This is a genomic window from Kitasatospora sp. NPDC036993, assembly GCF_055607525.1.
Genome location: NZ_JBVJRP010000003.1, coordinates 606,233 through 628,296 on the forward strand (window position 1 = coordinate 606,233; position 22,064 = coordinate 628,296).

At 73.6% G+C, this 22,064-nt stretch carries 21 protein-coding genes and 1 tRNA gene; 7 read left to right on the forward strand and 15 right to left on the reverse strand.

What is annotated here, in order from left to right:
• The first annotated feature begins 183 nt into the window (after positions 1 to 183).
• Complete coding sequence (locus ACZ7C5_RS08995) at positions 184 to 1,137, forward strand: PAC2 family protein (protein ID WP_188299074.1); 954 nt, start codon at positions 184 to 186, stop codon at positions 1,135 to 1,137.
• Between the two features lie 88 nt (positions 1,138 to 1,225).
• Here ACZ7C5_RS08995 and mshC read toward each other — a convergent pair whose 3' ends face one another.
• The 6 genes from mshC to ACZ7C5_RS09025 all read right to left on the reverse strand — a co-directional run bounded on the left by mshC (position 1,226) and on the right by ACZ7C5_RS09025 (position 6,968).
• The gene (gene mshC / locus ACZ7C5_RS09000; RefSeq protein WP_188299073.1) at positions 1,226 to 2,455 is read right to left on the reverse strand and encodes a cysteine--1-D-myo-inosityl 2-amino-2-deoxy-alpha-D-glucopyranoside ligase; all 1,230 of its coding nucleotides are present in this window, start codon (positions 2,453 to 2,455) and stop codon (positions 1,226 to 1,228) included.
• 195 nt (positions 2,456 to 2,650) lie between these two features.
• Positions 2,651 to 3,496 (reverse strand): dioxygenase family protein, encoded by an 846-nt coding sequence (locus ACZ7C5_RS09005; RefSeq protein WP_401087687.1) that lies wholly within the window; start codon positions 3,494 to 3,496, stop codon positions 2,651 to 2,653.
• A 125-nt stretch (positions 3,497 to 3,621) separates the two neighbouring features.
• A complete protein-coding gene (locus tag ACZ7C5_RS09010) occupies positions 3,622 to 4,500 on the reverse strand; it encodes a helix-turn-helix transcriptional regulator (RefSeq protein WP_401087689.1) in 879 nt (292 codons plus the stop codon).
• 169 nt (positions 4,501 to 4,669) lie between these two features.
• On the reverse strand, positions 4,670 to 5,467 hold the full coding sequence (locus ACZ7C5_RS09015; protein WP_470322324.1) for an SCO1664 family protein: 798 nt from the start codon (positions 5,465 to 5,467) through the stop codon (positions 4,670 to 4,672).
• A gap of 44 nt (positions 5,468 to 5,511) precedes the next feature.
• Positions 5,512 to 6,078: a DUF3090 domain-containing protein gene (locus ACZ7C5_RS09020; protein WP_401087691.1), complete on the reverse strand. Its 567-nt coding sequence runs from the start codon at positions 6,076 to 6,078 to the stop codon at positions 5,512 to 5,514.
• A 197-nt stretch (positions 6,079 to 6,275) separates the two neighbouring features.
• The gene (locus ACZ7C5_RS09025; protein ID WP_401087692.1) at positions 6,276 to 6,968 is read right to left on the reverse strand and encodes an MSMEG_4193 family putative phosphomutase; all 693 of its coding nucleotides are present in this window, start codon (positions 6,966 to 6,968) and stop codon (positions 6,276 to 6,278) included.
• Positions 6,969 to 7,152: 184 nt separating this feature from the next.
• Here ACZ7C5_RS09025 and ACZ7C5_RS09030 point away from each other — a divergent pair, with 184 nt between their 5' ends.
• Positions 7,153 to 8,133 (forward strand): magnesium and cobalt transport protein CorA, encoded by a 981-nt coding sequence (locus ACZ7C5_RS09030; RefSeq protein WP_470322307.1) that lies wholly within the window; start codon positions 7,153 to 7,155, stop codon positions 8,131 to 8,133.
• 26 nt (positions 8,134 to 8,159) lie between these two features.
• Here ACZ7C5_RS09030 and ACZ7C5_RS09035 read toward each other — a convergent pair whose 3' ends face one another.
• Positions 8,160 to 9,206, reverse strand: a complete 1,047-nt coding sequence (locus tag ACZ7C5_RS09035; RefSeq protein WP_470322308.1) for an LLM class F420-dependent oxidoreductase — start codon at positions 9,204 to 9,206, stop codon at positions 8,160 to 8,162.
• Positions 9,207 to 9,456: 250 nt separating this feature from the next.
• Between ACZ7C5_RS09035 and ACZ7C5_RS09040 the strand changes: the two genes are divergently transcribed.
• A complete protein-coding gene (locus ACZ7C5_RS09040; protein ID WP_470322309.1) occupies positions 9,457 to 10,437 on the forward strand; it encodes an aldo/keto reductase in 981 nt (326 codons plus the stop codon).
• A 58-nt stretch (positions 10,438 to 10,495) separates the two neighbouring features.
• The gene (locus ACZ7C5_RS09045; RefSeq protein ID WP_470322310.1) at positions 10,496 to 12,655 is read left to right on the forward strand and encodes a helix-hairpin-helix domain-containing protein; all 2,160 of its coding nucleotides are present in this window, start codon (positions 10,496 to 10,498) and stop codon (positions 12,653 to 12,655) included.
• Positions 12,656 to 12,753: 98 nt separating this feature from the next.
• On the opposite strand, the gene ACZ7C5_RS09050 is transcribed toward ACZ7C5_RS09045, so the two are convergent.
• Complete coding sequence (locus ACZ7C5_RS09050) at positions 12,754 to 13,359, reverse strand: hypothetical protein (RefSeq protein WP_188301825.1); 606 nt, start codon at positions 13,357 to 13,359, stop codon at positions 12,754 to 12,756.
• Between the two features lie 366 nt (positions 13,360 to 13,725).
• Between ACZ7C5_RS09050 and ACZ7C5_RS09055 the strand changes: the two genes are divergently transcribed.
• Positions 13,726 to 13,932: a DUF5703 family protein gene (locus tag ACZ7C5_RS09055; RefSeq protein WP_401087767.1), complete on the forward strand. Its 207-nt coding sequence runs from the start codon at positions 13,726 to 13,728 to the stop codon at positions 13,930 to 13,932.
• 142 nt (positions 13,933 to 14,074) lie between these two features.
• On the opposite strand, the gene ACZ7C5_RS09060 is transcribed toward ACZ7C5_RS09055, so the two are convergent.
• The 3 genes from ACZ7C5_RS09060 to ACZ7C5_RS09070 all read right to left on the reverse strand — a co-directional run bounded on the left by ACZ7C5_RS09060 (position 14,075) and on the right by ACZ7C5_RS09070 (position 17,112).
• Entirely contained in the window at positions 14,075 to 14,998 is a 924-nt protein-coding gene (locus ACZ7C5_RS09060; protein WP_470322311.1) for a chaplin, read from the reverse strand.
• A 295-nt stretch (positions 14,999 to 15,293) separates the two neighbouring features.
• Entirely contained in the window at positions 15,294 to 15,530 is a 237-nt protein-coding gene (locus ACZ7C5_RS09065) for a chaplin (RefSeq protein WP_401087722.1), read from the reverse strand.
• Positions 15,531 to 15,780: 250 nt separating this feature from the next.
• On the reverse strand, positions 15,781 to 17,112 hold the full coding sequence (locus ACZ7C5_RS09070; protein WP_049659731.1) for a M20/M25/M40 family metallo-hydrolase: 1,332 nt from the start codon (positions 17,110 to 17,112) through the stop codon (positions 15,781 to 15,783).
• A 291-nt stretch (positions 17,113 to 17,403) separates the two neighbouring features.
• Here ACZ7C5_RS09070 and ACZ7C5_RS09075 point away from each other — a divergent pair.
• Positions 17,404 to 17,491: transfer RNA gene (locus ACZ7C5_RS09075), tRNA-Leu, on the forward strand.
• Between the two features lie 74 nt (positions 17,492 to 17,565).
• Here the strand turns inward: ACZ7C5_RS09075 and ACZ7C5_RS09080 are convergent.
• A complete protein-coding gene (locus ACZ7C5_RS09080; protein ID WP_401087724.1) occupies positions 17,566 to 17,835 on the reverse strand; it encodes a hypothetical protein in 270 nt (89 codons plus the stop codon).
• A 368-nt stretch (positions 17,836 to 18,203) separates the two neighbouring features.
• On the opposite strand from ACZ7C5_RS09080, the gene ACZ7C5_RS09085 reads away from it, so the two are divergent.
• Positions 18,204 to 18,818, forward strand: a complete 615-nt coding sequence (locus tag ACZ7C5_RS09085; RefSeq protein WP_470322312.1) for a MarR family winged helix-turn-helix transcriptional regulator — start codon at positions 18,204 to 18,206, stop codon at positions 18,816 to 18,818.
• Here the strand turns inward: ACZ7C5_RS09085 and ACZ7C5_RS09090 are convergent.
• From ACZ7C5_RS09090 to ACZ7C5_RS09100, 3 genes are all read right to left on the reverse strand, one after another.
• On the reverse strand, positions 18,811 to 20,172 hold the full coding sequence (locus tag ACZ7C5_RS09090; protein WP_470322313.1) for a chloride channel protein: 1,362 nt from the start codon (positions 20,170 to 20,172) through the stop codon (positions 18,811 to 18,813). The two genes, ACZ7C5_RS09085 and ACZ7C5_RS09090, sit on opposite strands and share 8 nt — an antisense overlap.
• A 285-nt stretch (positions 20,173 to 20,457) precedes the next feature.
• Positions 20,458 to 21,141, reverse strand: a complete 684-nt coding sequence (locus tag ACZ7C5_RS09095; RefSeq protein ID WP_188301826.1) for a TetR family transcriptional regulator — start codon at positions 21,139 to 21,141, stop codon at positions 20,458 to 20,460.
• A gap of 164 nt (positions 21,142 to 21,305) precedes the next feature.
• Positions 21,306 to 22,064, reverse strand: a 759-nt coding sequence (locus tag ACZ7C5_RS09100) for an acyl-CoA dehydrogenase family protein (RefSeq protein WP_470322314.1), incomplete at its 5' end; no start/stop codon positions are given.

The window sequence follows — 22,064 nt, forward strand, 5'->3', positions numbered from 1 at the left end:
CCAGACTGTCCCGGTGCCCGGCCGCGGTGCGCATCAAAGCCCGTAGGCTGGGCAGGTAGGGACCATGGAGCGAGGCGTTCCATGGGAGACGAGAGGTTCGACAGTCGGCAGCCGGCCCGTCGGCGCCCCGGCAGGCCAGCCGGGGCGGCGCAGGTCCGACCGCCGACCGGAGGGAGACGCTGGGTGATCGAGCTGGAAGATGTTCCCGAGTTGATCGACCCGGTGATGGTCTGCGCGTTCGAGGGCTGGAACGACGCGGGCGACGCCGCCTCCGCGGCTCTGGCGCATCTGGACGAGACCTGGAGCGGCAAGGTGTTCGCCGCCCTGGACGCGGAGGACTACTACGACTTCCAGGTCAACCGGCCCACGATCTGGCTGGACGGCGGCGTCCGCCGGATCACCTGGCCGACCACCCGGCTCTCGGTGGTCCGGGTCACGGAGCCGACGACCAGGGACATCGTGCTGGTCCGCGGCATCGAGCCGAGCATGCGCTGGCGCTCGTTCTGCAACGAGCTGCTGGGCTTCGCGCACGAGCTGGGCGTCGAGCTGGTGGTGATCCTGGGCGCGCTGCTCGGGGACACCCCGCACAGCCGCCCGGTGCCGGTCAGCGGGGTCACCTCCGATCCCGAGCTGGCCCGCCGGCTGGACCTGGAGGAGAGCCGCTACGAGGGCCCCACCGGCATCGTCGGGGTGCTCCAGGAGGCCTGCACCCACGCCGGAGTGCCGGCCGTGACGCTCTGGGCGGCCGTGCCGCACTACGTCTCCCAGCCGCCGAACCCCAAGGCCACGCTGGCCCTGGTCAACAAGCTGGAGGACCTGCTCGACCTGCGCATCCCGCCGGGCGAGCTGGGCGAGGACGCCAGGGCCTGGCAGCTCGGCGTGGACCAGCTGGCCGCCGAGGACAGCGAGGTGGCCGAGTACGTCCAGCAGTTGGAGGAGGCGCAGGACACCGCGGAGCTGCCGGAGGCCTCCGGGGACGCCATCGCCCGCGAGTTCGAGCGCTACCTGCGCCGCCGGGAGAACGTCGGGCCGACCGGCGAGAAGCCGGTGGCCGGGCACGCCACCGCGGAGCGGCCGGCCGATCCGGAGACGCCGGGCACCGCCAGGGAGAGCCAGGACGGCGCCGAGGACGAGTAGCCCGCGCCCACGGGCGCCGGAACCGCCGAAGGGGCGTCAGGACCAGGTGTCCTGACGCCCCTTCGGCGTGTGGTGCGGGGCCCCTGGCCTACAGCGCGACGCCGAGCAGGGCGTCCACGGTGCGGGTCACCAGACCGGGCGCGCCGATGTCGGTGCCGCCCTCGGCCTCCTGCCGGGCCGCCCAGCGGTCGACCGCGGCCAGCGCGGCGGGCGCGTCCAGGTCGTTCGCGAGCGCGGCCCTGACCTCGGTGAGCAGCTGCTCGCCGGCCGGGCCGTCCGGACGGGAGACCGCGGCGCGCCAGCGGGCGAGGCGCTCGACGGCATCGTCCAGGGTGCTCTTGGTCCACTCCCAGTCCGCGCGGTAGTGGTGCGCGAGCAGCGCCAGGCGGATCGCCGCCGGGTCGACGCCCTCGCGGCGCAGCGCCGAGACGAAGACCAGGTTGCCGCGGGACTTGGACATCTTGTGGCCGTCCAGGCCGACCATGCCGGCGTGCACGTACGCCTTGGCGTACGGGTGGGTGCCGGTGGCGACCTGGGCGTGCGCGGCGCCCATCTCGTGGTGCGGGAAGGAGAGGTCGCTGCCGCCGCCCTGGATGTCGAAGGACATCCCGAGGTACTGGAGGGCGATGGCGACGCACTCGATGTGCCAGCCGGGCCGGCCGTGGCCGAGCTCGGTGTCCCAGGCGGGCTCGCCCGGGCGGGCGGCCAGCCAGAGCAGGGCGTCCAGCGGGTTGCGCTTGCCCGGGCGGTCCGGGTCGCCGCCGCGCTCGGCGAAGACCGGGCGCATGGCCTCGGCGGTGAGGCCGGAGACCTCGCCGAAGTGCGGGTCGGCGTCGACCGAGAAGTAGATGTCGCCGTCCACCTGGTAGGCGGCGCCCGCGGCCAGGAGCTTCTGGACGATCGGGACGATCCACGGGATCGACTCGACGGCGCCGATGTAGTGGGCCGGCGGAAGCATCCGCAGCGCGGTCATGTCCTCGCGGAACAGGGCCGTCTCGCGCTCGGCGAGGGCGGTCCAGTCCTGACCGGTCTCGACCGCGCGGGCGAGCAGCGGGTCGTCGACGTCGGTCACGTTCTGGATGTACAGGACGTCGTGGCCGGCGTCCTTCCAGACGCGCTGCACCAGGTCGAACGCGTTGTAGGTGGCGGCGTGGCCCATGTGGGTCGCGTCGTAGGGGGTGATGCCGCAGACGTAGATCCGGGCGGTGCCGTCCTGCGGCACCACCTCGCGGACCGTTCCCGCTGCGGTGTCGTGGATGCGGAGGGGGAGCCCCTGACCAGGCAGGGCGGGAACCTCGGAGGCGGGCCAGGCATGCATGGAAACAACTTTAACCTTGCGAACATTTGAAAGCCCAACCAGTGCGGAAGATCGACTGGATTCGCTTCCTGGCGTTGCCCGGCGGTTTCCCGACTGGTAGTGAACGGAACCGCCCGGCTCCGGGCGCGGGTGAGCGCCCGGTCGACCCTGCCGCCGACCGGGCGCCCGGCACCCCTGGGGATGCGGCCGGAGCCGCTACGACCGCTTCCAGAGGGCCGGCACGTTCGGCGGCTCCCAGCCGGCCATGGCGGTGTGGCCCTGGAGGCAGGTGTAGGAGACGCCGGAGTAGGTCACGCGGTCGCCCGCGTTGTACAGGGTGCCCGGGGTCCAGGTGCCGCCGGGCGGCGTGGTCGGACCACCCGTGTTGGTGGCGGTGGGCGTGGGCGTGGTGGGCGTCGGGCTCGGCGTGCCGGGCGTCTGCGCGACGTTCAGCACGAAGTCGAAGCTGCCTTCGCGGGTGTTGCCGTTCTGCCGGACGTTCATCAGCAGCCGGGCGTCGTAGATGGTGTCCGTGCTGTTGCGCGGCTCGCCCGGGAAGTACAGCTGGGTGGTGACGATCGGGCGGCCGGGGGCCTGGAGCTTGACGTGGATGTGCCGGGTGCGGCCCGGGTAGAGGCCGGGCACGATGGTGTCCAGCTTGTACGCGCCGTTGGCGTCGGTGAACTGGTGGCCGCGGAAGGTGTAGGTGACGTTGTCGTAGTCGCCGTTGTTGTCCGCCTGCCAGAAGTCCAGCAGTACGCCGGAGATGGGCCGGCAGGCGCGGCCGAAGACGAAGCCGCTGACGATCAGGTGGGTGCCGGGGCCGTCGTTGACCATCGAGCTGCGCAGCGGGGAGTTGGGCTTGAAGTACGGGCCCTCCGTCTGCTCGATGGTGGGGGCGTCCCCGTCGTGGCACTCGGGGGTGAGGCTGAGCGGTTCGCCGGTGCCGGCCTGGTCCCGGGCCAGGGCGACTCCGCCGCCGACCAGCAGCGGGGCAGCCCCTAGCGCGGCGGCGGCCTTGAGGACGGACTTGCGGCTGATCATGCCGTCGGGCGTGGGCATGCGCCGTCTCCTTTTCGTGAGGCGGGGGGGTGGGGGCGGCCCTTGCCATGGTGGGGGCATGACAAGGGCCGGACCGGTCGCCCGTCCACGCGCGCCGGACCGGCCACCGGTGGCCAGCAGCAAAGTTACGGGCCGTCCGGCGCTACCGCGATGGACATGATCCGGGGATCGTGGTGATTTCCGTCGACCCGGGAGCGGAACTCCCCCGGCGTCATCCCGGTCTCCCGGCGGAAGAAGCGACAGAAGTACGCGGGGTCGACGAAGCCGGCCTCCTTGGATACCTGACGAATCGTCAGATCAGTGCAGGCGAGCAGCCGTTTGGCCTCCAAGGTCTGCTGGCGGCGGATCAGTCCGCCCGGGGTCCGGCCGGTGGCCTGCTTCACCAGGGTCTGCAAGTGCCCTGGCGAGACGCCGAGTTCCTGCGCGGTGGAGGCCACCGAGTGCCGCACCCCGCCCGGCCGGGCGATCAACCGGGTGAAGGCGGCGGCCACTTCGGCCGGGCGGCTGGGCACCGCCGGGCGGTCGGCGGGTGCGCAGGCGCGCAGCGCCCGGACGATCAGGATGTGCAGGCTGGCCCGCAGCACACCCTGGTAGCCGGGCGCCCTGGTCCGGTACTCGTCTTCCATGTCGTCGAGCAACGCGCCGACCGCGTCGGCCTGTTCACCGAGCGCGAGGGCAGGACGGGTGGACAGGGCCCGCAGGGCGGCGAGGTCCTGGGGGTGACCGAGCAGGAAGTCCTCGTTGAACAGGACGACCCGGCCCGTCAGCTCCTCGGTGTCCGCCCAGTAGTGCACCTGGCCCGGGTTGATCACGCACAACTGCGGTGGCGCCAACGGCCGGTGGACGAGGTCCAGGACGTGGGCGCCGTGGCCGCCGGTGACGTGGACGATCTCGTAGAACGAGTGGCGGTGGGGGAATCCGGCCCGCGAGAGCGGGCCGATCGCGTCGAAACTTCCGACGGCGAAGGGCAGCAGATGGGGCAGCGGGACCTGTAACCGGTGCAACGGCAGGTCCGGCGTGACTCGGGGGGTGGGGGTGGTCCGTCGCACATCCATCGGAGCAGTGTGCGACCTATTCCGGGGACAGGTCCAGACCATCTGCCGCCGATTTCGAGACCGGTCGGGACCACCCGCGCTCCGGGGGCGGCGCCCCGCCCCCGTCGGTACCCCTGGGCTACACCGGGGGCCAGGGAATCGCGGGCCAGTCCTCGGGGGGCAGCGGGTGCCGGCCGGACCCGCGCAGCCCGGCCACCCTGGCCCGGGTCGCGTCCAGTTCCGCCGCCGTCAGGTGCGGGGCCAGCCGCTCGGCCAGCTCACCGTCCAGCTGCCCGGCCAGCCGGGCCAGCACCTCCAGCGCCTCGTCGGGCAGCGGATCGCCGGCCCAGCCCCAGAGCAGGGTGCGCAGCTTGTCCTCGGTGCTGAAGGTGACACCGTGGTCGATCCCGTACACCCGGCCGTCGGCGGACGGGATCAGGTGGCCGCCCTTGCGGTCGGCGTTGTTGAGCACCGCGTCCAGGACGGCGAGCCGGCGCAGCCGCCGGTCGTCGTGGTGCACCAGCAGGGCCGTCCGCCCGCCCTCGACCTCGGCCCGGACGATCGGCAGCCAGCCCTCCTCGGGGCCGCGCGGGTCCTGGAGCGCGAGCAGCGGCCCGGCCCCCGGGTCCGGCTCCACCCACAGCTGCACCATGCCGGGCCCGTGCGGCCCCTCGCGCAGCACCGTGGGCGGGATCAGCCCCCAGCCGGTCGCGGCCGACAGCTCGTACGCGGCGACCTCCCGGCCGGCCAGCGTGCCGTCGGGGAAGTCCCACAGCGGGCGCTCGCCGGCCACCGGCTTGTAGACGGCCTGGGCGCGCAGCGAACCGTGCGCCACCGTGCAGTACAGCGCGGCGTTGGAGGCCTCGGTGAGGCGGCCGTGCACGGTCAGCTCGCCCTGGCGCAGCAGCGCGAGGGCGGTGGGCACGTCGGCGGCCAGCGCGGCGGCCGCCGCCGGGTCGGCCTGCGGCGGGGTGTCGGTGTTCAGCGCCGGTAGCCGTTCGCGCGCGGGCACAGGTGGCCCTCCGGGTCGAGCGGCAGGTTGCAGAACGGGCAGGGCTTGCGGCCGGCCGCGACCAGGTCCAGCGCGCGCTTGGCGAAGACCCGGGCCATCGCGCCGGACAGCCGCACCCGCAGCATGTCCGGGCCGTTCTCGTCGTCGGTGAAGACCGCCTCGGCGGCCTCCTCCTCTTCGTCCTCGATCAGCGCCTGCGCCTCGACCACCAGGCAGCCGTCCGCGCTGTCCCAGGCGAGGGCCATGGTGCCGACCCTGAACTCCTGCTCCAGCGGGAGGTCCAGCGGGGCGGTGTCGAGCAGGTCCTTCGGGGCGGCGGCCGGGATGACGGAGTCGCCGCCGCTGCGCCGCAGCGCCTCGTCCAGGACCTCCTCGATGCGCTCGGCGAGCGCCGCGACCTGGGTCTTCTCCAGCAGCACGCTGGTGATCCGGCCCCGGGCACTGGCCTGAAGGTAGAACGCCCGGGCGCCGGGCTGACCGACGGTGCCGGCCACGAACCGTTCGGGCTGGTCGTAGAAGTAGACCTGACGGGGCACGCTCTCGCTCCGGATCGTGTCGGTCGGCGCGGTTCCGCCGGGGGCGGATCGCGACCGGATGGACTCATCAGTCACCCTACGACCTTCGGGCTCCGGCCGGGGAGCCGAGCCGGCGGCCGCGGGCGGGGTGGCACCCGGGGAATCGGACGGTGCCGCCCTGGACGGCGCCTCCCCGGACGCCCCGTCGGCGGAACGGCTCAGGCGGTGCCGCCGACCACCGCGTCGCCGGTCGGGGTGGCCGCGGCCGGGCCCGGCCGGGGCGCGAGCGGGGCGAGGTCGCCGGTGTCGCCCATCCTCAGCACGAACGGGCGCTGCGGGGTGTAGCGGATCGCGGTGACCGAGCAGGGCTCGACGCTGATCCGCTGGAAGTGGTCCAGGTGCAGCCCGAGCGCGTCGGCCACCACGGCCTTGATCACGTCCCCGTGCGAGCAGGCGATCCAGACCGCGTCCTCGCCGTGCTCGGCGGCGATCTTCCGGTTCCACTCGCGCACCGCGTCCACCGTGCGGTGGCTCAGCTCGCGCAGCGACTCCCCGCCGGGGAAGGCCGCCGCGGCGGCGTGGTCCTGCACGGTGCGCCAGAGCGGCTCCTTGGCCAGCTCGGCCAGCGGGCGACCGGTCCACTCGCCGTAGTGGCACTCCCCCAGCCGCTCGTCCTCGGCCGGCGGGCCCAGCTCGGGCCTGGCCGCCAGCAGTGGCTCCAGGGTCTGCCGGCAGCGCTCCAGCGGGCTGCTGACCGCCTGCACCAGCGGGATGCCGGCCAGCCGGCCGGCCAGGGCGGCGGCCTGGGCGCGCCCGGTGTCGTCGAGGTCCACGCCGGGGGTCCAACCGGCCAGGATCCCGGCGGTGTTCGCGGTGGAGCGGCCGTGACGGACGAGCAGCAGGGTCGGCATGGGGCCACCCTACGGCCTCGGGGCCCGGCCGTGGGCCCCGGTCTCCCGCCCGGTGCCGGGACCGGGCGCGGTGGGCCGGGGGAACCGGGCTGGGCGGGCCGGGGAGACCGGGCGGGGTGGGCCGGGGGAACCGGTAGGACCCGTATCCGTGCCCGCCGGCCCCTTCCGGGTGACAATGGCCCGCATGATCGTCCACTGCGCCGCCTACCACGAAGGCCGCCGGATCGAGGCCCCCGAGGACCTGGCCGGCGCGCTCGCCGCCGCCCGCGCGGCCGGTCCCGACGGTTTCGTCTGGATAGGCCTGTTCGAGCCCACCGCCGAGGAACTCGACCACGTCGGCACCGAGTTCGAGCTGCACCCGCTGGCCGTCGAGGACGCCGTCAGCGCCCACCAGCGCCCCAAGGTCGAGGCCTACCAGGGCTCGCTGTTCGTCGCCCTGAAGACCCTCGGATACCACCCCGGCGGACACGTCGTCACGGTCGGCGAGGTGATGGTCTTCCTCGGCCCCGACTTCGTGATGACCGTCCGGCACGGCGAGGACAGCCCGCTCAGCGGCCTGCGGACCGCCCTGGAGCAGGAGCCCGAGCTGCTGCGCTACGGGCCCAGTTCGGTGCTGCACTCGGTCTGCGACACCATCGTGGACGGCTACATGGAGGTGGCCGCCGGGCTCCAGACCGACCTGGACGAACTGGAGGCGGACATCTTCTCCCCCGGCCGGGTCGGCCGGGACACCGCCGGGCGGATCTACGGCTACAAGCGCCAGGTGATGTCGGTGCGCCGGGCCACCGGCCCGCTGCTGGAGCCGATGCTGACCCTGGAGCGCGGCGTCCGCTTCGTCCGCCCCGAGACCGCGCCCTACCTGCGGGACGTCGCCGACCACGTGGCCCGGGTGAGCGACCAGGTGGACGGCATGGACCGGCTGCTGTCCGACATCCTGAACGCCAACCTGGCGCAGGTCAGCGTGGAGCAGAACAACGACATGCGGAAGATCTCGGCCTGGGCGGCGCTGGCCGCCGTGCCGACGATGATCGCGGGCGTCTACGGGATGAACTTCGAGCACATGCCCGAGCTGCACCAGGTCTGGGGGTACCCGGCGGTGCTGGTGCTGATGGTGGTGGTCTGCCTGGTGCTGCACCGGGTGTTCAAGCGGCACGACTGGCTGTAGCGCCCGCCGTGCCGCCCGCCGTCCGGTCAGGCCAGCCCGGCGCGCTCCAGCGCCTCGACGCCGGCGCGCAGCGCGTGGATCCGCTCGTCCAGGGTGAACCCGGACGGGGCCAGGGTGAGCGTGCTGACGCCCGCGTCGGCGTAGGCCTGCATCCGGTCGGCGATCCGCGCGGTGTCGCCGATCAGCGAGGTGGCGTCGATCAGGTCGTGCGGGACGGCGGCCGCGGCGCCCGCGTAGTCCCTGGCCAGGTACTTCTCCTGGATCTCGTCGGCGGCCCGCTCGTAGCCCATCCGCCGGGTCAGCTGGTTGTAGAAGTTCTTCTCCTTGCTGCCCATGCCGCCGATGTAGAGCGCGGCGTACGAGCGCAGGGCGTCCACCCCGGCCTTGACGTCCTCGCCGACCGCGAGGTTGACGGTCGGGCAGAGGTCGAAGCCCTCCAGCGTCTTCCCGGCCCTGGCGCGGCCGGCCGTCAGCGGGTCGAGGGACATCGCGGCGTGCTCGGGCGAGAAGAAGATGCCGAGCCAGCCGTCGGCGATCTCACCGGTCAGCTCCAGGTTCTTCGGGCCGATCGCGGCGATGTACACCGGGATGTGCTCGCGCACCGGGTGCACGGTGAGCTTGATCGGCTTGCCGGGGCCGCCGGGCAGCGGCAGCGTCCAGTGGGCGCCCTCGTGCACCAGGCGCTCGCGGGACATCGCCTTGCGGATGATCTCCACGTACTCGCGGGTGCGGGCGAGCGGCTTGTCGAACTTGACGCCGTACCAGCCCTCGGACACCTGCGGCCCGGAGACGCCGAGGCCGAGCCGGAACCGGCCGCCGGACAGGGTGTCCAGGGTCGCGGCGGTCATCGCGGTCATGGCCGGGGTGCGGGCCGGGATCTGGAAGATGGCCGAGCCCACGTCGATCCGCTCGGTCCTCGCGGCGACGAAGCTGAGCACGGTCGCGGCGTCCGAGCCGTACGCCTCCGCCGCCCAGCAGACCGAGTAGCCGAGCCGGTCCGCCTCCTGGGCCACGGCGACGTTGTCGGCGTCCATGCCGAGTCCCCAGTATCCGAGGTTGATCCCGAGTCGCATCTGCCGCACCTTCCAGTGGGTTGGGGTTGGTGGCGAGGGTAGCCGCGCCCGACCCGTCATGCTACTGACGGGTAGTGGTGGGCTGGGTCACACCCGCCCGGTTTCCGCCGCGAACGGTCGTCTGCGGGTCTGCACCCCTGCCCGGGCACCGGCCGCTACGCTCGGCCGGGGTGGGGAGCACTCTCTCCACCTGCGCGTTTACAGGGCTGCCGGGGCTCCCGGGGCCACCGGCCAGTGGAGGACCCGTCCGATGGAAAAGCGTCACCTCGGCCGCACCGGTCTCCAGGTCTCCCGGCTCGGCCTCGGCACCATGACCTGGGGCCGCGACACCGACGAGCACGAGGCCGCCGAGCAGCTCAAGGAGTTCGTCGACGCCGGCGGCAACCTGGTCGACACCGCGGACGTGTACGCCGACGGCGGCGCCGAGTACCTGATCTCCCGGCTCACCGACAACCTGGTCCCCCGCTCCGAGCTCGTCATCGCCACCAAGGCCGGCAGCGTCCCCGAGTCCGCCCGCCGCTTCGACGGCTCGCGCGGCCACCTGCTCGCCGCCCTGGACGCCTCGCTGCGCCGGCTCGGCACCGACTACGTCGACCTGTGGCAGCTGCACTCCTTCGACTCCGCGACGCCGGTCGAGGAGACGCTCAGCGCCCTCGACATCGCCGTCTCCTCCGGGCGCGCCCGCTACGTCGGGGTCTGCGACTTCAGCGGCTGGCAGCTCGCCCGGGCCGCCACCTGGCAGCACGCCCACCACGGGCGGGTGCCGCTGGCCGGTGCGCAGCTGGAGTACTCGCTGCTCCAGCGCGGCATCGAGCGCGAGGCCCTGCCCGCCGCGCTGGACACCGGGGTCGGGGTGCTGGCCGGCTCGCCGCTCGGGCGCGGGGTGCTCACCGGCAAGTACCGGCACGGCATCCCGCAGGACTCGCGCGGGGCCTCGCCGTACCTGACCGGGTTCGTCCAGCCGTACCTCGGGGACCGCTCGCGGCGGATCGTGGACGCCCTCGCCACCGCCGCCGACGGGCTCGCCAGCAGCCCGCTGGCCGTCGCGCTGGCCTGGGTCCGGGACCGGCCGGGGGTGGCGAGCGCGCTGGTCGGAGCGCGGACGGTGACCCAGCTCCAGGCGGCGCTGTCGGTGGAGGCGCTTACGCTTCCGGATGAGATCCGTGGTGCGCTGGACGACATCTCGTCGCCGGTGCACCGCTACCCGGACCAGGGCTGGACCGAGTTGTGACCCCGGCCCGGGTCGTCGAACAGAACGTGCAGTGGAGTGACCCTTGGAGCGGACGACGATGACTGACACCGGGAACGGCGCTCCGGAGGTGACCTCCGGGGCCCGGCTGACCCCCGAGGCGAAGGCCGCCGCGTTCGCGGAGCTGGCGCAGCGGATCCGCGGCATGCAGCCCGAGGACGCCGGGTCGAACGCCGCGCGGGCGGGTGCCGCCCGCGCGGAGGCCTCGATGGCGGAGCCCTCGGCGGCCGAGGCTCCGGAGCCCGACGCGTCGGCGGCCGAGGCTTCGGAGCCGGCTGTTCCCGCCCCGGCTGCCCCACCCGCCCCGGTCACCCCGGCCGCTCCGGTCGCTCCCGCTGCTCCGGCTCCGGTGGTCTCCGACGAGCAGCGCGATGAGGCGCTCCGCGCCACCGCCGAGGTGCTGACCGCCGGCGGCGCCCCGGCCGAGCTGGCGGCGGCCGCCGTGGCCGCGTTCGGCGAGGAGGCCCCCGCGCGGCTGCGCGAGGACCCGTGGGCGGTGCTGAGCCTGCCCGGTGTCCGGCCCGAGCACGCGGACGGCTTCGCCCGGGAACTGCTCGGCGCCGGCGCCGGCCCGGACGACCAGCGCCGCGCCCGGGCGCTGGTGCCGTGGCTGCTGGAGCAGGCGGCGCTGCGCGGGCACTCCGCCCTGGAGCTCTCCGAGGTGGCGGCCGGCCTGGACCGGCTCCGGATGCCCGAACCGGCCGACGCGATCCGGGCCGCCGTCGAGGACGGACGGGTGCTGTCCTTCCAGGAGGAGCTGACCGGCCCCGAGGCGCAGGCGACGGGGGGCGACGAGGAGGACGAGGCACCGACCCGGACGCTGCTCGGGCTGGCCGGGCTGGCGCTGGCGGAGGAGAGCCTCGCCGAGAAGCTGGTCCAGCTGATGGCCACCTTCGTCCCGGGCGGGGACACCGAGGGCGCGCCGGACACCGAGGACACGCCGGGCACCGCAGACTCCGAGGACACCGTGAGCGCCGAGGCCGCCGGGGGCCCCGCCGCCCCCGGTCCGAGCGCCTGGGCGGCCGCCGCCGAGGCCGCCCCGTCCTCCTCCGCGACCGCCCTGATCCGCGCCGTCGCCGACAGCGCCCTGGTGCTCCACACCGGCGGCGAGGCGTCCCGCGCCGAACCGGCCACCCTGGTCGCCGCCGCCCGGGGCCTCGGGCTGCGGGCCTGGGCCGCCACCTGGACCGACCAGGGCCGGGACTCCCTCGCCGCGCTCGCCGGCGCCCCGGACGGCACCGAGACCCCCGTGGTCACCCTCGCCGAGCTGCTCTCCGGCACCGCCGGCCCCGGCCGCGCCCCGGACGGCACCCTCGCCCTGGACCTGCTGGTCGTCCTGGACGCGCCACTGCTGGACGTCGACCTGGCCGCCATCGTCCTGGAGTCGCTCGCCGACGGCACCCGGCTGGTGCTCAGCGGCGATCCCGGTCAGCTCTGGTCGGCCGGCCCCGGCCGGTTCTTCGCCGACCTGCTCGCCGCCAAGGTCTGCCCGGCGGTCGCCTCCCGCACCCCGGACTTCGGCCCGATCGGCGAACTGGTCTCCGGCATCGGCATCGGCGAGCTCCAGCCGGTCGAGGCGCCGGACAAGGAGGTGGTCATCCTGACCGCCAAGGACGGCGGCGAGGCCGTCCACCGCGCCATTCAGCTGCTCACCGACTCCATCCCGCGCGCGCTCGGCATCCCGGCCGAGCAGGTGGTGCTGCTCACCCCTGGCCACGGCGGCCCGGCCGGCACCCGGGCGCTGAACGCCGCCGCCAAGGCCAGGCTCAACCCCGGCCCCGGCCGGTTCGGCGGCTTCGACCCGGGCGACCGGGTGGTCGACTCCCCCGCTCCCGGCACCACCCGCCCGGCGCGGGTGCTGGACGGCGACGCCACCGGTCTGCACCTGGAGTACACGGACGGCTCGCGCCGGACCGTCCCGCCCGCCGAGGCCGCCAGGCTGCGGCACGGCTGGGCGCTGACCGTCCACCAGGCGCTCGGCCGGCGCTGGCCGGGCGCGGTGGTGGTGCTCCCCGAGGACGCCGCCCCGGTGCTCACCCGGCAGTGGGTCTACACCGCCTTCGGCCGCGGCGAGCGGCACCTGTCCGTGGTGCACGCGGCGGGCCCGGCGCTCGGCCAGGCCGTCACCGGGCGCCCGGCGCAGCCGCGCACCACCCGGCTCCGGGCGATCCTCGCCGAGAACGCCGCCTCGGCGTACTGACCCGCCGCGCCGGCCGGCCGGAGACGCGCGACGGGCGGGCCCCGGTGGTCCCGGGCCCGCCCGTCGGCCGTCCCGGACGGCTTCGGTCGTCGACTGCTTCAGTCGTCAGGGTCCTCGTCGTCGTAGACCTCGCTCACGTCGAACCGGCAGATCAGCAGCTGCGGATCGGCGTGTTCGAAGGGCTCCGGCAGCCACTCCCCCGGATCGGTCGGCTCGGCGGCCGCGACCCAGAGCGTCGAGTCGGCCTCCTCCAGGCCGAACTCCTCGCTGCGGGCGGCGATCTCGTCCGGCTCGTACTCGCCGAACAGCACCCCGATCGCGGCGTTCACCTCGCCGGCGCCCACGCCGCCCGGGGTCAGCGACTCGTCCAGCCGCTCGGCCTGGGCACGCAGCCGCTTGGGGTCGACGACGTGGTAGTCGCGGCGGATCAACACGCTGATCGCCTCGGGCTGTTCGGGGCCGTGGTACCCGCCGGGTCCCTCGTCCCCGGGGATCTCGAAGGGCGTGACCTCGTCGTAGGCCTCGTACAGGAGCTGGTCGTAGGCGATGGCCGCCGTCGCGAGCTGCTCGTAGGCGGCGGACACGGCGGGATCATCGGCTGCGTTGGGGCTGGACACCGCTTCCAGATGACGGTCGATGGCGGCCTTGACCGCCTCAGCGGCGGCGCGTACCTCGGCAATGGTGGGCTGCGCGGCATCAGACATGGTGCAGACGCTATCTCCCCGCGGCGCCGGTACGCACAGCGGTTGTCACCTACACCCTCGTTTTCACCGCAACTTCCCCCCTGATGTCCGATCGGTGCCGGTTCGTCCCCGTGCGGTACCGGCGCGCAACGGGCGCGGAGGGCGCGCGCCGGGCCCTGCGGAGCCGTCCGGGTGCCGCTTCGCGCGCCGGTATCGGGGTATCCCCTCCACGGCGACAACAGAACTGATGCACTGTCAGTCGACCGGTCGGACCGCATCCCCCCGGGGCACCGCTTCCGCACGGGAGGACGGCCGGAAATACCCGGACCGACTGTCCGGGGCAGGCCGTAGGCTTGCCCGAAGGTGATCCCCAGGAGGAGCGTTTTGATCCCACGCAAGCCGGTCCGGCAGCCGGAGTACGAGTACCAGTCCCTGCGCATGCCGCGCGGCACCACGCGCAACGCGGCCCGCCAACTGCTCACCGAGCACGCCGAGTACGGGCACTGGGAGCTCGACCGGCTCAGGCTGTTTCCCGACGGCAGCCGGACGGTACGGCTGAAGCGGCGGATCATCCGGCAGGTCCGGGCCTGGTGACGGACGGGGCGTCCCGGCCCCGGGGAGAACTCGCACCGACCCTTCACGCGCCCACGGCCGCCCGTTCACTCGGCGGCCGCGGGCGCGTCGTTCCCACGGTGGGTGCGCGCGGGGCCGGGTCAGCGGCCCCTGGTCCGCCGCGTCAGCGGACGCCGGCGCGGGAGCGGCGGTAGAGCACACCGCCGCCGAGCAGCAGCGCGAGGCCGGCGGCACCGAGCAGCTCGACGCCGCCGGCACCGGTGGAGGCCAGCTGGGCGGCCGGGGCGGCAGCCGGGGCCGCCAGGGCGCTCTCGGCCGCGGCGACGGGCGTCACGGCGGCGGCCGAGGTGGCCACGGGGGCCGGAGCGCCGTTGCGGGTGACCTCCTCGGCCGAGGTCTGCGGCGGCGACGGGGGCGTGGTCGGGCAGGCCTCCTCGCACTCCTCGACCGGCTTCGGGGCGGCCTTCGCCACGTTGACGCAGTCGTTACCGAAGGCCGGGTTGCCGACGCCGGCCACGTTCACCGAGTTGCCGCAGGCGTTGACCGGAACGTCCACCGGCGCCTGGACACTGTTGCCGGAGATCACACCGGCCGAGTTGGTGGCAACGCCGGAGGCACTGGCCCCAGGGACGGTGGTGGCGCCCGGGATACCGGTGGTGCCCGGGATACCCGTGGTGCCCGGGATGCCGGTGGTGCCCGGGATGCCGGTGCCACCGGAGCCCCCGCCGGTGCCGGAGCCGCCACCCGCGCCTCCGCCGGTGTGGCCGCTGCCGCCCTGGCCGCTGCCCGCTCCGCCGGGCTGGCCGCCCTGGGCGGGCCGGCCCGCGTGATGGCTCCCGCCACTGGCGTTGGCACAGTGGTTGCCGAAGGACGGGTTCAGCAAGCCGATCACGTCGACCGTGTTGCCGCAGGCGTTGATCGGCACCTCGATCGGCACCTGCACCGAGTTGCCCGAAGCGACGCCGGGCGAGCCGACGGCACCCCCCTGTGCCTCGGCGCCCCCCGCGTAGGCGTAGCCGGCGGCCGAGGCCAGCACACTGCCGGTGGCCACGGCCGTGAGGATCCCCTTCTTGGCTACATTCCTCATGTTTTCCCCTGACATTTCGAGACGACGTGTCGACCTTGACATGAACCTTGCGAAAGTCGGAATTTCGGAATATCCGTAAATCACGCAAGGGCTTCGACTGCACACGAGTTAACGAGAGGCCAACGGCGAGGTTGAGCCGAACGAATCAGCTTCACCCGATCGAGCGATCGTGTCGCGCTCCGTGTATCCGGGGCCTCCCCCGCCCGCCGGAAACCCGAACGCCCCCGGCGCGGCGCGTCCGCCGCCCGGGGGTCGTCGAGTCCGCTCAACAGGCCTCGGCGGCCCGGAGGTCGGCTCAGGTGTTGGCGCAGAAGTTGCCGAACGCCGGGTTCAGCACGCCGATGACGCTCACGGTGTTGCCGCAGAAGTTGACCGGCACGTGCACCGGAATCTGGATCTGGTTGCCCGACACCACACCCGGGGAACCGGCGGCCACACCCTCGGCGCCGGCCTGAGCCGACGCCACACCGGCGGCGGCGAGCACCAGGCCGCCGGTGGCGGCGGTGACAGCGGCGATCTTCTTGACCTTCATCATTCCTCCTGTATGGACAACGCAACCCGTTCGGCGGGCTGCACAGGGATGAACGACACTGCGGCAAACGGGGTACGGAAGGAATCTCCCATTCACCCGCAACGGTGATGACTCGCACACATGATCAGCCTGGAATTCTCGGAAGAATCGTTTCTGTCGATCTCCCTCAACCCGTCCCACAATCATCAGCTCCGACAATGCGGTCGGCCCGCCCCCGGCACTCCGGGAGCGGGCCGACCCAGTCGCCTGATCAGCAGGCGTCGATGAAGCGGTCCAGCACCCGGGCGCCGAACTTCAGGCCGTCCACCGGCACCCGCTCGTCCACGCCGTGGAACATCCCGGCGAAGTCCAGCTCCGGCGGCAGCTGGAGCGGCGCGAAGCCGAAGCAGCGGATTCCGAGGTCCTGGAAGGACTTGGCGTCCGTCCCGCCCGACAGGCAGTACGGCACCGCCCGGGCGATCGGGTCCTCGGCGCGCAGCGCGGTCTGCATCGCCTCGACCAGGGCACCGTCGAAGCCGGTCTCGATCGCCTTGTCCGAGTGCAGGCTCTCGCGCTTCACCCGCGGGCCGAGCACGCTGTCCAGCTCGGCCAGGAACTCCTCCTCGTAGCCGGGCAGGAAGCGCCCGTCCACGTGCGCGGTGGCCTGACCGGGGATCACGTTCACCTTGTACCCGGCGCCGAGCATGGTCGGCTGGGCGGTGTTGCGCAGCGTGGTGCCGATCATCTTGGCGATGCCGCCGAGCACCCGCAGGGTCTCGTCCATGTTCTCCGGGTCCAGCTCGACCCCGAGGGCGTCCGACAGCTCGTCCAGGAAGGCCCGGACGGTCTTGGTGATCCGCAGCGGGAACTGGTGCCGGCCGAGCCGGGCGACCGCCTCGCACAGCTCGGTGATCGCGTTGTCGTCGTTCTCCATCGAGCCGTGGCCGGCCCGGCCCTCGACCGTCAGGCGCATCCAGTGCATGCCCTTCTCGGCCGTCTCCACCAGGTAGAGGCGGACCTGGTCGTTGACCGTGAAGGAGAAGCCGCCGACCTCGCCGATGGCCTCGGTCACGCCCTCGAACAGCCCCGGGTGCTTGTCCACCAGGAAGCGCGCCCCGTAGGTGCCGCCGGCCTCCTCGTCGGCGAGGAAGGCCAGCACGATGTCGCGCGGGGGCTTGCGGCCGGTGCGCAGCCGGTCGCGGATGACCGCCAGGGTCATCGCGTCCATGTCCTTCATGTCGACCGCCCCGCGGCCCCAGACGCAGCCGTCCGCGATCTCGCCGCCGAACGGGTCGTGGGTCCAGTCGGCGGCGTTGGCCGGCACCACGTCGGTGTGGCCGTGGATCAGCAGGCCGGGACGGGAGCGGTCCTCGCCCTCGATCCGCACCACGGTCGAGGCCCGGCCCTTGGCCGACTCGAAGATCTTCGGTTCGAGCCCGAACTCGGCGAGCTGTTCGGCGACGTACTCGGCCGCCTTGCGCTCGCCCGGCCCGGACCCGTCCCCGTAGTTGCTGGTGTCGATCCGGATCAGATCGCGACAGATCTCGGCGACCTCCGACTCAGCCGTCACCTTCGGGGCCGCCGACTCGCTCCGCTCGCTCACGGTCACTCCTCGTCTTGGGCCCGCACCGACGCACCAGCGCGCCACCCCCGGGACCTGCACCCGGGCCGTACGAGCACGTCCGCCCATCCTCCCCCAGCCCCGGATCCCGATCCACCCCCCGCACTGCCCCGAAACCCCCTGGTCACGCCGCCGCCACACGCCGGTCCTTGCCCCCGCCACCGGCCCCGGTCCCCGGCCGGGAACCGTTTTGGGAGCCCAAGCCGATCTTTGCTACAGTTACATCTGTCAGCGCGACGGACGAGAGATCGGAAATCGCGAGGGCGACACCCGGTCCGGGTGGCGGAATGGCAGACGCGCTAGCTTGAGGTGCTAGTGCCCTTTATCGGGCGTGGGGGTTCAAGTCCCCCCTCGGACACCAACGAAGGGCCCCAGTCGATCTGGGGCCCTTCTGCTTTTCCATCGCGGTTTTCCCCTCGGGGCCCGCGGGCTACGTCACTCGCTCTGCCAGGTGGCGCCGGATCCCGTGAAGGAGCCGTAGACGCCGGTGTCGTCGGCCCAGATCCAGAAGTCGGCGTGCGAGACCCCGTCGGGGCTGACGGAGGACTGGGTGCTGGCGACACCCGCGCCGTTCTCGTTGGCGATGAATTGGCCCTTGCCGAAGGACGCGTCCAGGCCTTCCTGGGCCGAGGCCAGGCCGGCGCAGCCGATCACGAGCGGGACGGTGAGAGCACCGACGGCCACGACTCGCTTGAGAGCACGCATGAAGATCTCCTCCACGGAGTTTTCGGGGTTCACGGGCGGCGGCGCCGATCGGCCCCGCACAGGACTCAGGGAGCCATGCCCCGGATCCCGCCGCAACCGGTGCCCGCACCCGCGCGGTCTCACAGTCCGTCAGAAACGCCGCTCCCATCAGCAGAAATACAGTTCGTACGCCTGTCTGGCGAATCAGTCGGCCGGAGCACTCCGGGTCACCCTCCACTACGGCCGGGCGCCCGCCGCGGGGCCGCTCCGGCGGCGGCGCCGACGGCCCCGCCCGGCGAACGTCGACGACCCGCAGCGCCGATCGAGTCGGCAGCCCCCAGCCCGCAGCCCCTTGACAGGCTCCCAAGGCAGTGCAGAATGGCTTCATTATGAAGCAGGTAAATAAATCTGGGGAGACGGCGACCGGCCCGCTGGGGCGGGACGCCGAGGGCCGGCTGTACGACAGCAGGGTGCGGACCGCGATGGGCGTGTTCACCAAGGGCGGGGACACCCTGGCGCTGGAGGCGGCCGCCGCCGCGCGGTCGGCGTTCCACGCGGTGGAGAAGCTGCGGGCGCACGGATCGCAGGGGCGCGGGCTGAGCGCGGGGGCACTGGACGTGCTGGTGCGGCTCGGTGCGGCCCGCGAAGCGGGTGAGGCGGATGAATCCGGGCTGACGGTGGGCGAGTTGGCGCGGGCCGGCGGGGTGAGTCCGCGCAACGCGACCGGGCTGGTGGACACCCTGGAACGGGAGGGGCTGGCCCGCCGCTCCCCCGACCCGGACGACCGGCGGGCGGTGCTGGTCACGGCGACGGCCGAGGGGCTGGCCTGGCTGGAGGAGTTCCGGGTGCCCACCGAACGCGCCATGGCCGCCGTCTTCCGCGGCTTCGACCCCGACGAGCTGGCCCAACTGCGGCACCTGTGCCTGCGGTTGGTGGAGAACCAGCAGCAGATCGAGCAGTACCTCACCGCGGTCGCGGACGGCCCTGGCCAGGAGGTCAGCTGACCGGGGCGGCCCCCGTACGGCCGGCCGGGGCGGAGTCCCGCTTCGGCCGGCCGCGCAGCGACTCCGCGGTGATGAGGGCCGCCACCGTGGACACGATCAGCAGCGGCATCGAGTTCGCCGCCTCGCCGCCGAGCAGGGCGGCGGCCAGCACGGTAGCGGTGACCGGCAGGCCGGTGACGGCGGCACCGGAGGCCGCGAGGCCGACGGCCAGGGCGGGTGCGGCGCCGAAGCCCGGCAACGAGGAACAGGCCGTGCCGAGGGCCGCACCGAGCAGGATCGCCGGGAAGATCGGGCCACCGCGCAGGCTGCCGAGGGCGATCGACCAGCCCAGCCCCTTGCAGAGCACCAGCGCGAGCAGCGCGCCGACCGGCCAGGCCCCCGGGTCCGCGGCGAGCACGCCCAGGGTGGCCTGCCCGGAGAGCGCGGCCTCCTCCGGGGAGCGGCCGGTGAGCAGGGCGTACCCGGCGAGACAGCCGCCGACCGCGACCGCGCACAGCACGGTACGGAGGGCGGTCTGCCGGGCGGTGCCGGTCGTGGTGAGGGTCTTCACCCGGCGGCCGACGGTCTGCCCGGCCACACAGAGCAGGGCGATCGCGACGGCCAGCGGGACGCCCCAGAGGAAGTCCCCCGGGTCGGGCACACCGCTCCTCGGCAGGCGCGGCAGCGAGAGCGCTCCGATCGACAGACCGGTCCAGTGACCGAAACCGGTGAAGACCAGCGCGCCGACCCCGCCGGCCAGCAGACTGGGCAGGATCAGCGCGATCAGCTGCGGGCCGCCCAGCCCGGCCGCCTCGATCAGCATCACCGCGGCCACCAGCGGGCTGCCGAAGATGGTGGAGATCGCCGCCGCCGCGCCGGCCGTACCCAACACCGCCACCAGCTGCGGCTGTTCGGCCCGCCGGGCGGACCGGACGGCGAGCAGCGCGAGCCCGCCGCCGAGCGCCATCAGCGGCGCCTCCGGGCCGAGCACCGCGCCGAGCGGCAGACAGGCCAGTGCGGCCAGCACCACGCCGGGGACGGCGGCGGGCGCGGTGGGCGGGCCGCCCAGCCCGTCCACCGGGACGTGGCCGCCGTGGCCGGGCAGCCGGGTCACGATCGGGGCCAGCAGCAGGCCCGCCAGCAGCAGCGCGGGCAGCGGCCACCACCAGGGGGCGCGGCCGTAGCCGGCCGCCTCGGGCAGGCTCTCCCAGACCCAGTGCTGGAGTTCGTGCTCCAGGCCGACGAAGCCGAAGGCGGCCAGCGAGACCGGGATGCCGACCAGTGCCGAGATCAGCAGCAGCCGGAGGTAGCCCCTGTGCAGCAGCACCTCGCGCAGGGTCGGGCCGCTGCCCCCTTGCTGGGACGTCTCCGGCATCGCCGCTCCCTCACGCTCCCGGGCCGCCCGATGCCCGGGAGGCCCCGTCCTGCGACCGAGTCTCGCCCGGACGCCGGGGCGCCGCACGGCGCGCGGGAGACCGGGCGGTGCCGGGCCGGGCGCGGTTGCGCCGCACGGGTGAGGCGAAGCCCTTGAGGCTCCGGCGGGTGTCAGGTGTCGTCAGGTGCCGTCAGGCTTGGCGGGTGCCGTCAGGCCCGGCAGACACCGCCGGCCCCGGCGGGTGCCGTCAGGCCTGGCGCGCGTCGTCAGGCCTGGCGGGTGTCGTCAGGCCTGGCGGGTGTCGGCGCCCAGGGCGCTCTCGATGCCCTGGACCATCCGCCACAGCGGCGCCCGGCGGCTGGCGACCAGGACCACGACCTCGTCGGACTCGCCCTCGTCGGCGGCCTCGGCCGGGCGGTCGCTCCAGGTGCCGGTGACGAAGGCCATCGCCGCGTCCACCTCGGCCACCCAGTCGCTCTCCCCGCCCGAGCGCAGCCAGGTGCGCAGGGCGTGGTTGTGCGCGGAGACGACGGCCGCGGCGATCACGTCCGCGCGCAGCGGTCCGTCCGGGCGGTCCGCGAAGCGGCCGCGCAGGTAGGCGGCGAGGGTGTGCTCGTAGCGCCAGACCACGGACAGCTCGTACGCGCGCAGGCCGGGCACCTTGCGGGTCAGCCGGTAGCGCTGGACGGAGAAGGAGGGCTGCTCGGCGTACATCCGCAGGACCAGGCGGGCGGCGTCGCAGGCGTGCTTGACCGGGTCCTCCTCGCCGGTGCCCGAGTCCAGGAACTCCGTCATCTCGGCGAGGCTGCGCTCGTGGTCGGGGAAGACCACGTCCTCCTTCGCCGGGAAGTAGCGGAAGAAGGAGCGCCGCCCGACACCGGCCAGCGAGACGATGTCGTCGACGGTCGTCTGCTCGAAGCCCCGTTCCAGGAAGAGCTCGAAGGCCGCGGCCACCAGCGCCTCGCGCATCGCCGGCTTCGAGGGCCCGTCATTCATGGACTGGTCCTGCTCTTCCTGATCGCTCATTCACCGGAACCTAACATCCACGGACGGGGGCGGCGTCGACGGCCGGGCCGCTCACGGGCCCGGCCGCCGGTGCGCGTGGTACGCGCCGTGGTTCGCTCGCCGGCCGGTTACGGGAGGTTGCGGGCCATCACGATCCGCTGGACCTGGTTGGTGCCCTCGTAGATCTGGGTGATCTTCGCGTCCCGCATCATCCGCTCCACCGGATAGTCCCGCGTGTACCCGTACCCACCCAGCAACTGCACCGCGTCCGTCGTGATCTCCATCGCCGCGTCCGACGCGAAACACTTCGCCGCCGCACCGAAGAACGTCAGATCCCCGTCCCCACGCTCCGACTTCGCCGCCGCCGCATACGTCAACTGCCGCGCCGCCTCCAGCTTCATCGCCATGTCCGCCAACATGAACTGGACACCCTGGAACTCCGCGATCGCCTTCCCGAACTGCCGACGCTCCCGCACATACCCACTCGCGTAGTCCAACGCCCCCTGCGCGATCCCCACCGCCTGCGCCGCGATCGTCACCCGCGTGTGATCCAGCGTCCGCATCGCCGTCGCGAAACCCGTCCCCTCCACACCGATCATCCGGTCCGCCGGAATCCGCACATCGTCGAAGTACACCTCACGCGTCGGCGACCCCTTGATCCCCAGCTTCCGCTCCGGCGCCCCGAACGACACCCCCTCGTCGCCCTTCTCCACCACGAACGCCGAGATCCCCTTCGAACGCATCGAAGGGTCCGTCACCGCCATCACCGTGTAGAACTCCGACACCCCCGCATTGGTGATCCACCGCTTCACACCGTTCAGCACCCAGAAATCCCCGTCCCGCACCGCACGCGTCTTCATCCCCGCCGCGTCCGAACCCGCCTCCGG

Bases quoted from the DNA above. Each gene is read 5' to 3' on its own strand.
- mshC (WP_188299073.1), bottom strand. From the start codon at position 2,455: ATGCATGCCTGGCCCGCCTCCGAGGTTCCCGCCCTGCCTGGTCAGGGG.
- ACZ7C5_RS09005 (WP_401087687.1), bottom strand. From the start codon at position 3,496: ATGCCCACGCCCGACGGCATGATCAGCCGCAAGTCCGTCCTCAAGGCC.
- ACZ7C5_RS09025 (WP_401087692.1), bottom strand. From the start codon at position 6,968: ATGCCGACCCTGCTGCTCGTCCGTCACGGCCGCTCCACCGCGAACACC.
- ACZ7C5_RS09030 (WP_470322307.1), top strand. From the start codon at position 7,153: ATGATCGTCCACTGCGCCGCCTACCACGAAGGCCGCCGGATCGAGGCC.
- ACZ7C5_RS09035 (WP_470322308.1), bottom strand. From the start codon at position 9,206: ATGCGACTCGGGATCAACCTCGGATACTGGGGACTCGGCATGGACGCC.
- ACZ7C5_RS09040 (WP_470322309.1), top strand. From the start codon at position 9,457: ATGGAAAAGCGTCACCTCGGCCGCACCGGTCTCCAGGTCTCCCGGCTC.
- ACZ7C5_RS09045 (WP_470322310.1), top strand. From the start codon at position 10,496: ATGACTGACACCGGGAACGGCGCTCCGGAGGTGACCTCCGGGGCCCGG.
- ACZ7C5_RS09050 (WP_188301825.1), bottom strand. From the start codon at position 13,359: ATGTCTGATGCCGCGCAGCCCACCATTGCCGAGGTACGCGCCGCCGCT.
- ACZ7C5_RS09060 (WP_470322311.1), bottom strand. From the start codon at position 14,998: ATGAGGAATGTAGCCAAGAAGGGGATCCTCACGGCCGTGGCCACCGGC.
- ACZ7C5_RS09065 (WP_401087722.1), bottom strand. From the start codon at position 15,530: ATGAAGGTCAAGAAGATCGCCGCTGTCACCGCCGCCACCGGCGGCCTG.
- ACZ7C5_RS09080 (WP_401087724.1), bottom strand. From the start codon at position 17,835: ATGCGTGCTCTCAAGCGAGTCGTGGCCGTCGGTGCTCTCACCGTCCCG.
- ACZ7C5_RS09085 (WP_470322312.1), top strand. From the start codon at position 18,204: ATGAAGCAGGTAAATAAATCTGGGGAGACGGCGACCGGCCCGCTGGGG.
- ACZ7C5_RS09090 (WP_470322313.1), bottom strand. From the start codon at position 20,172: ATGCCGGAGACGTCCCAGCAAGGGGGCAGCGGCCCGACCCTGCGCGAG.
- ACZ7C5_RS09095 (WP_188301826.1), bottom strand. From the start codon at position 21,141: ATGCGCGAGGCGCTGGTGGCCGCGGCCTTCGAGCTCTTCCTGGAACGG.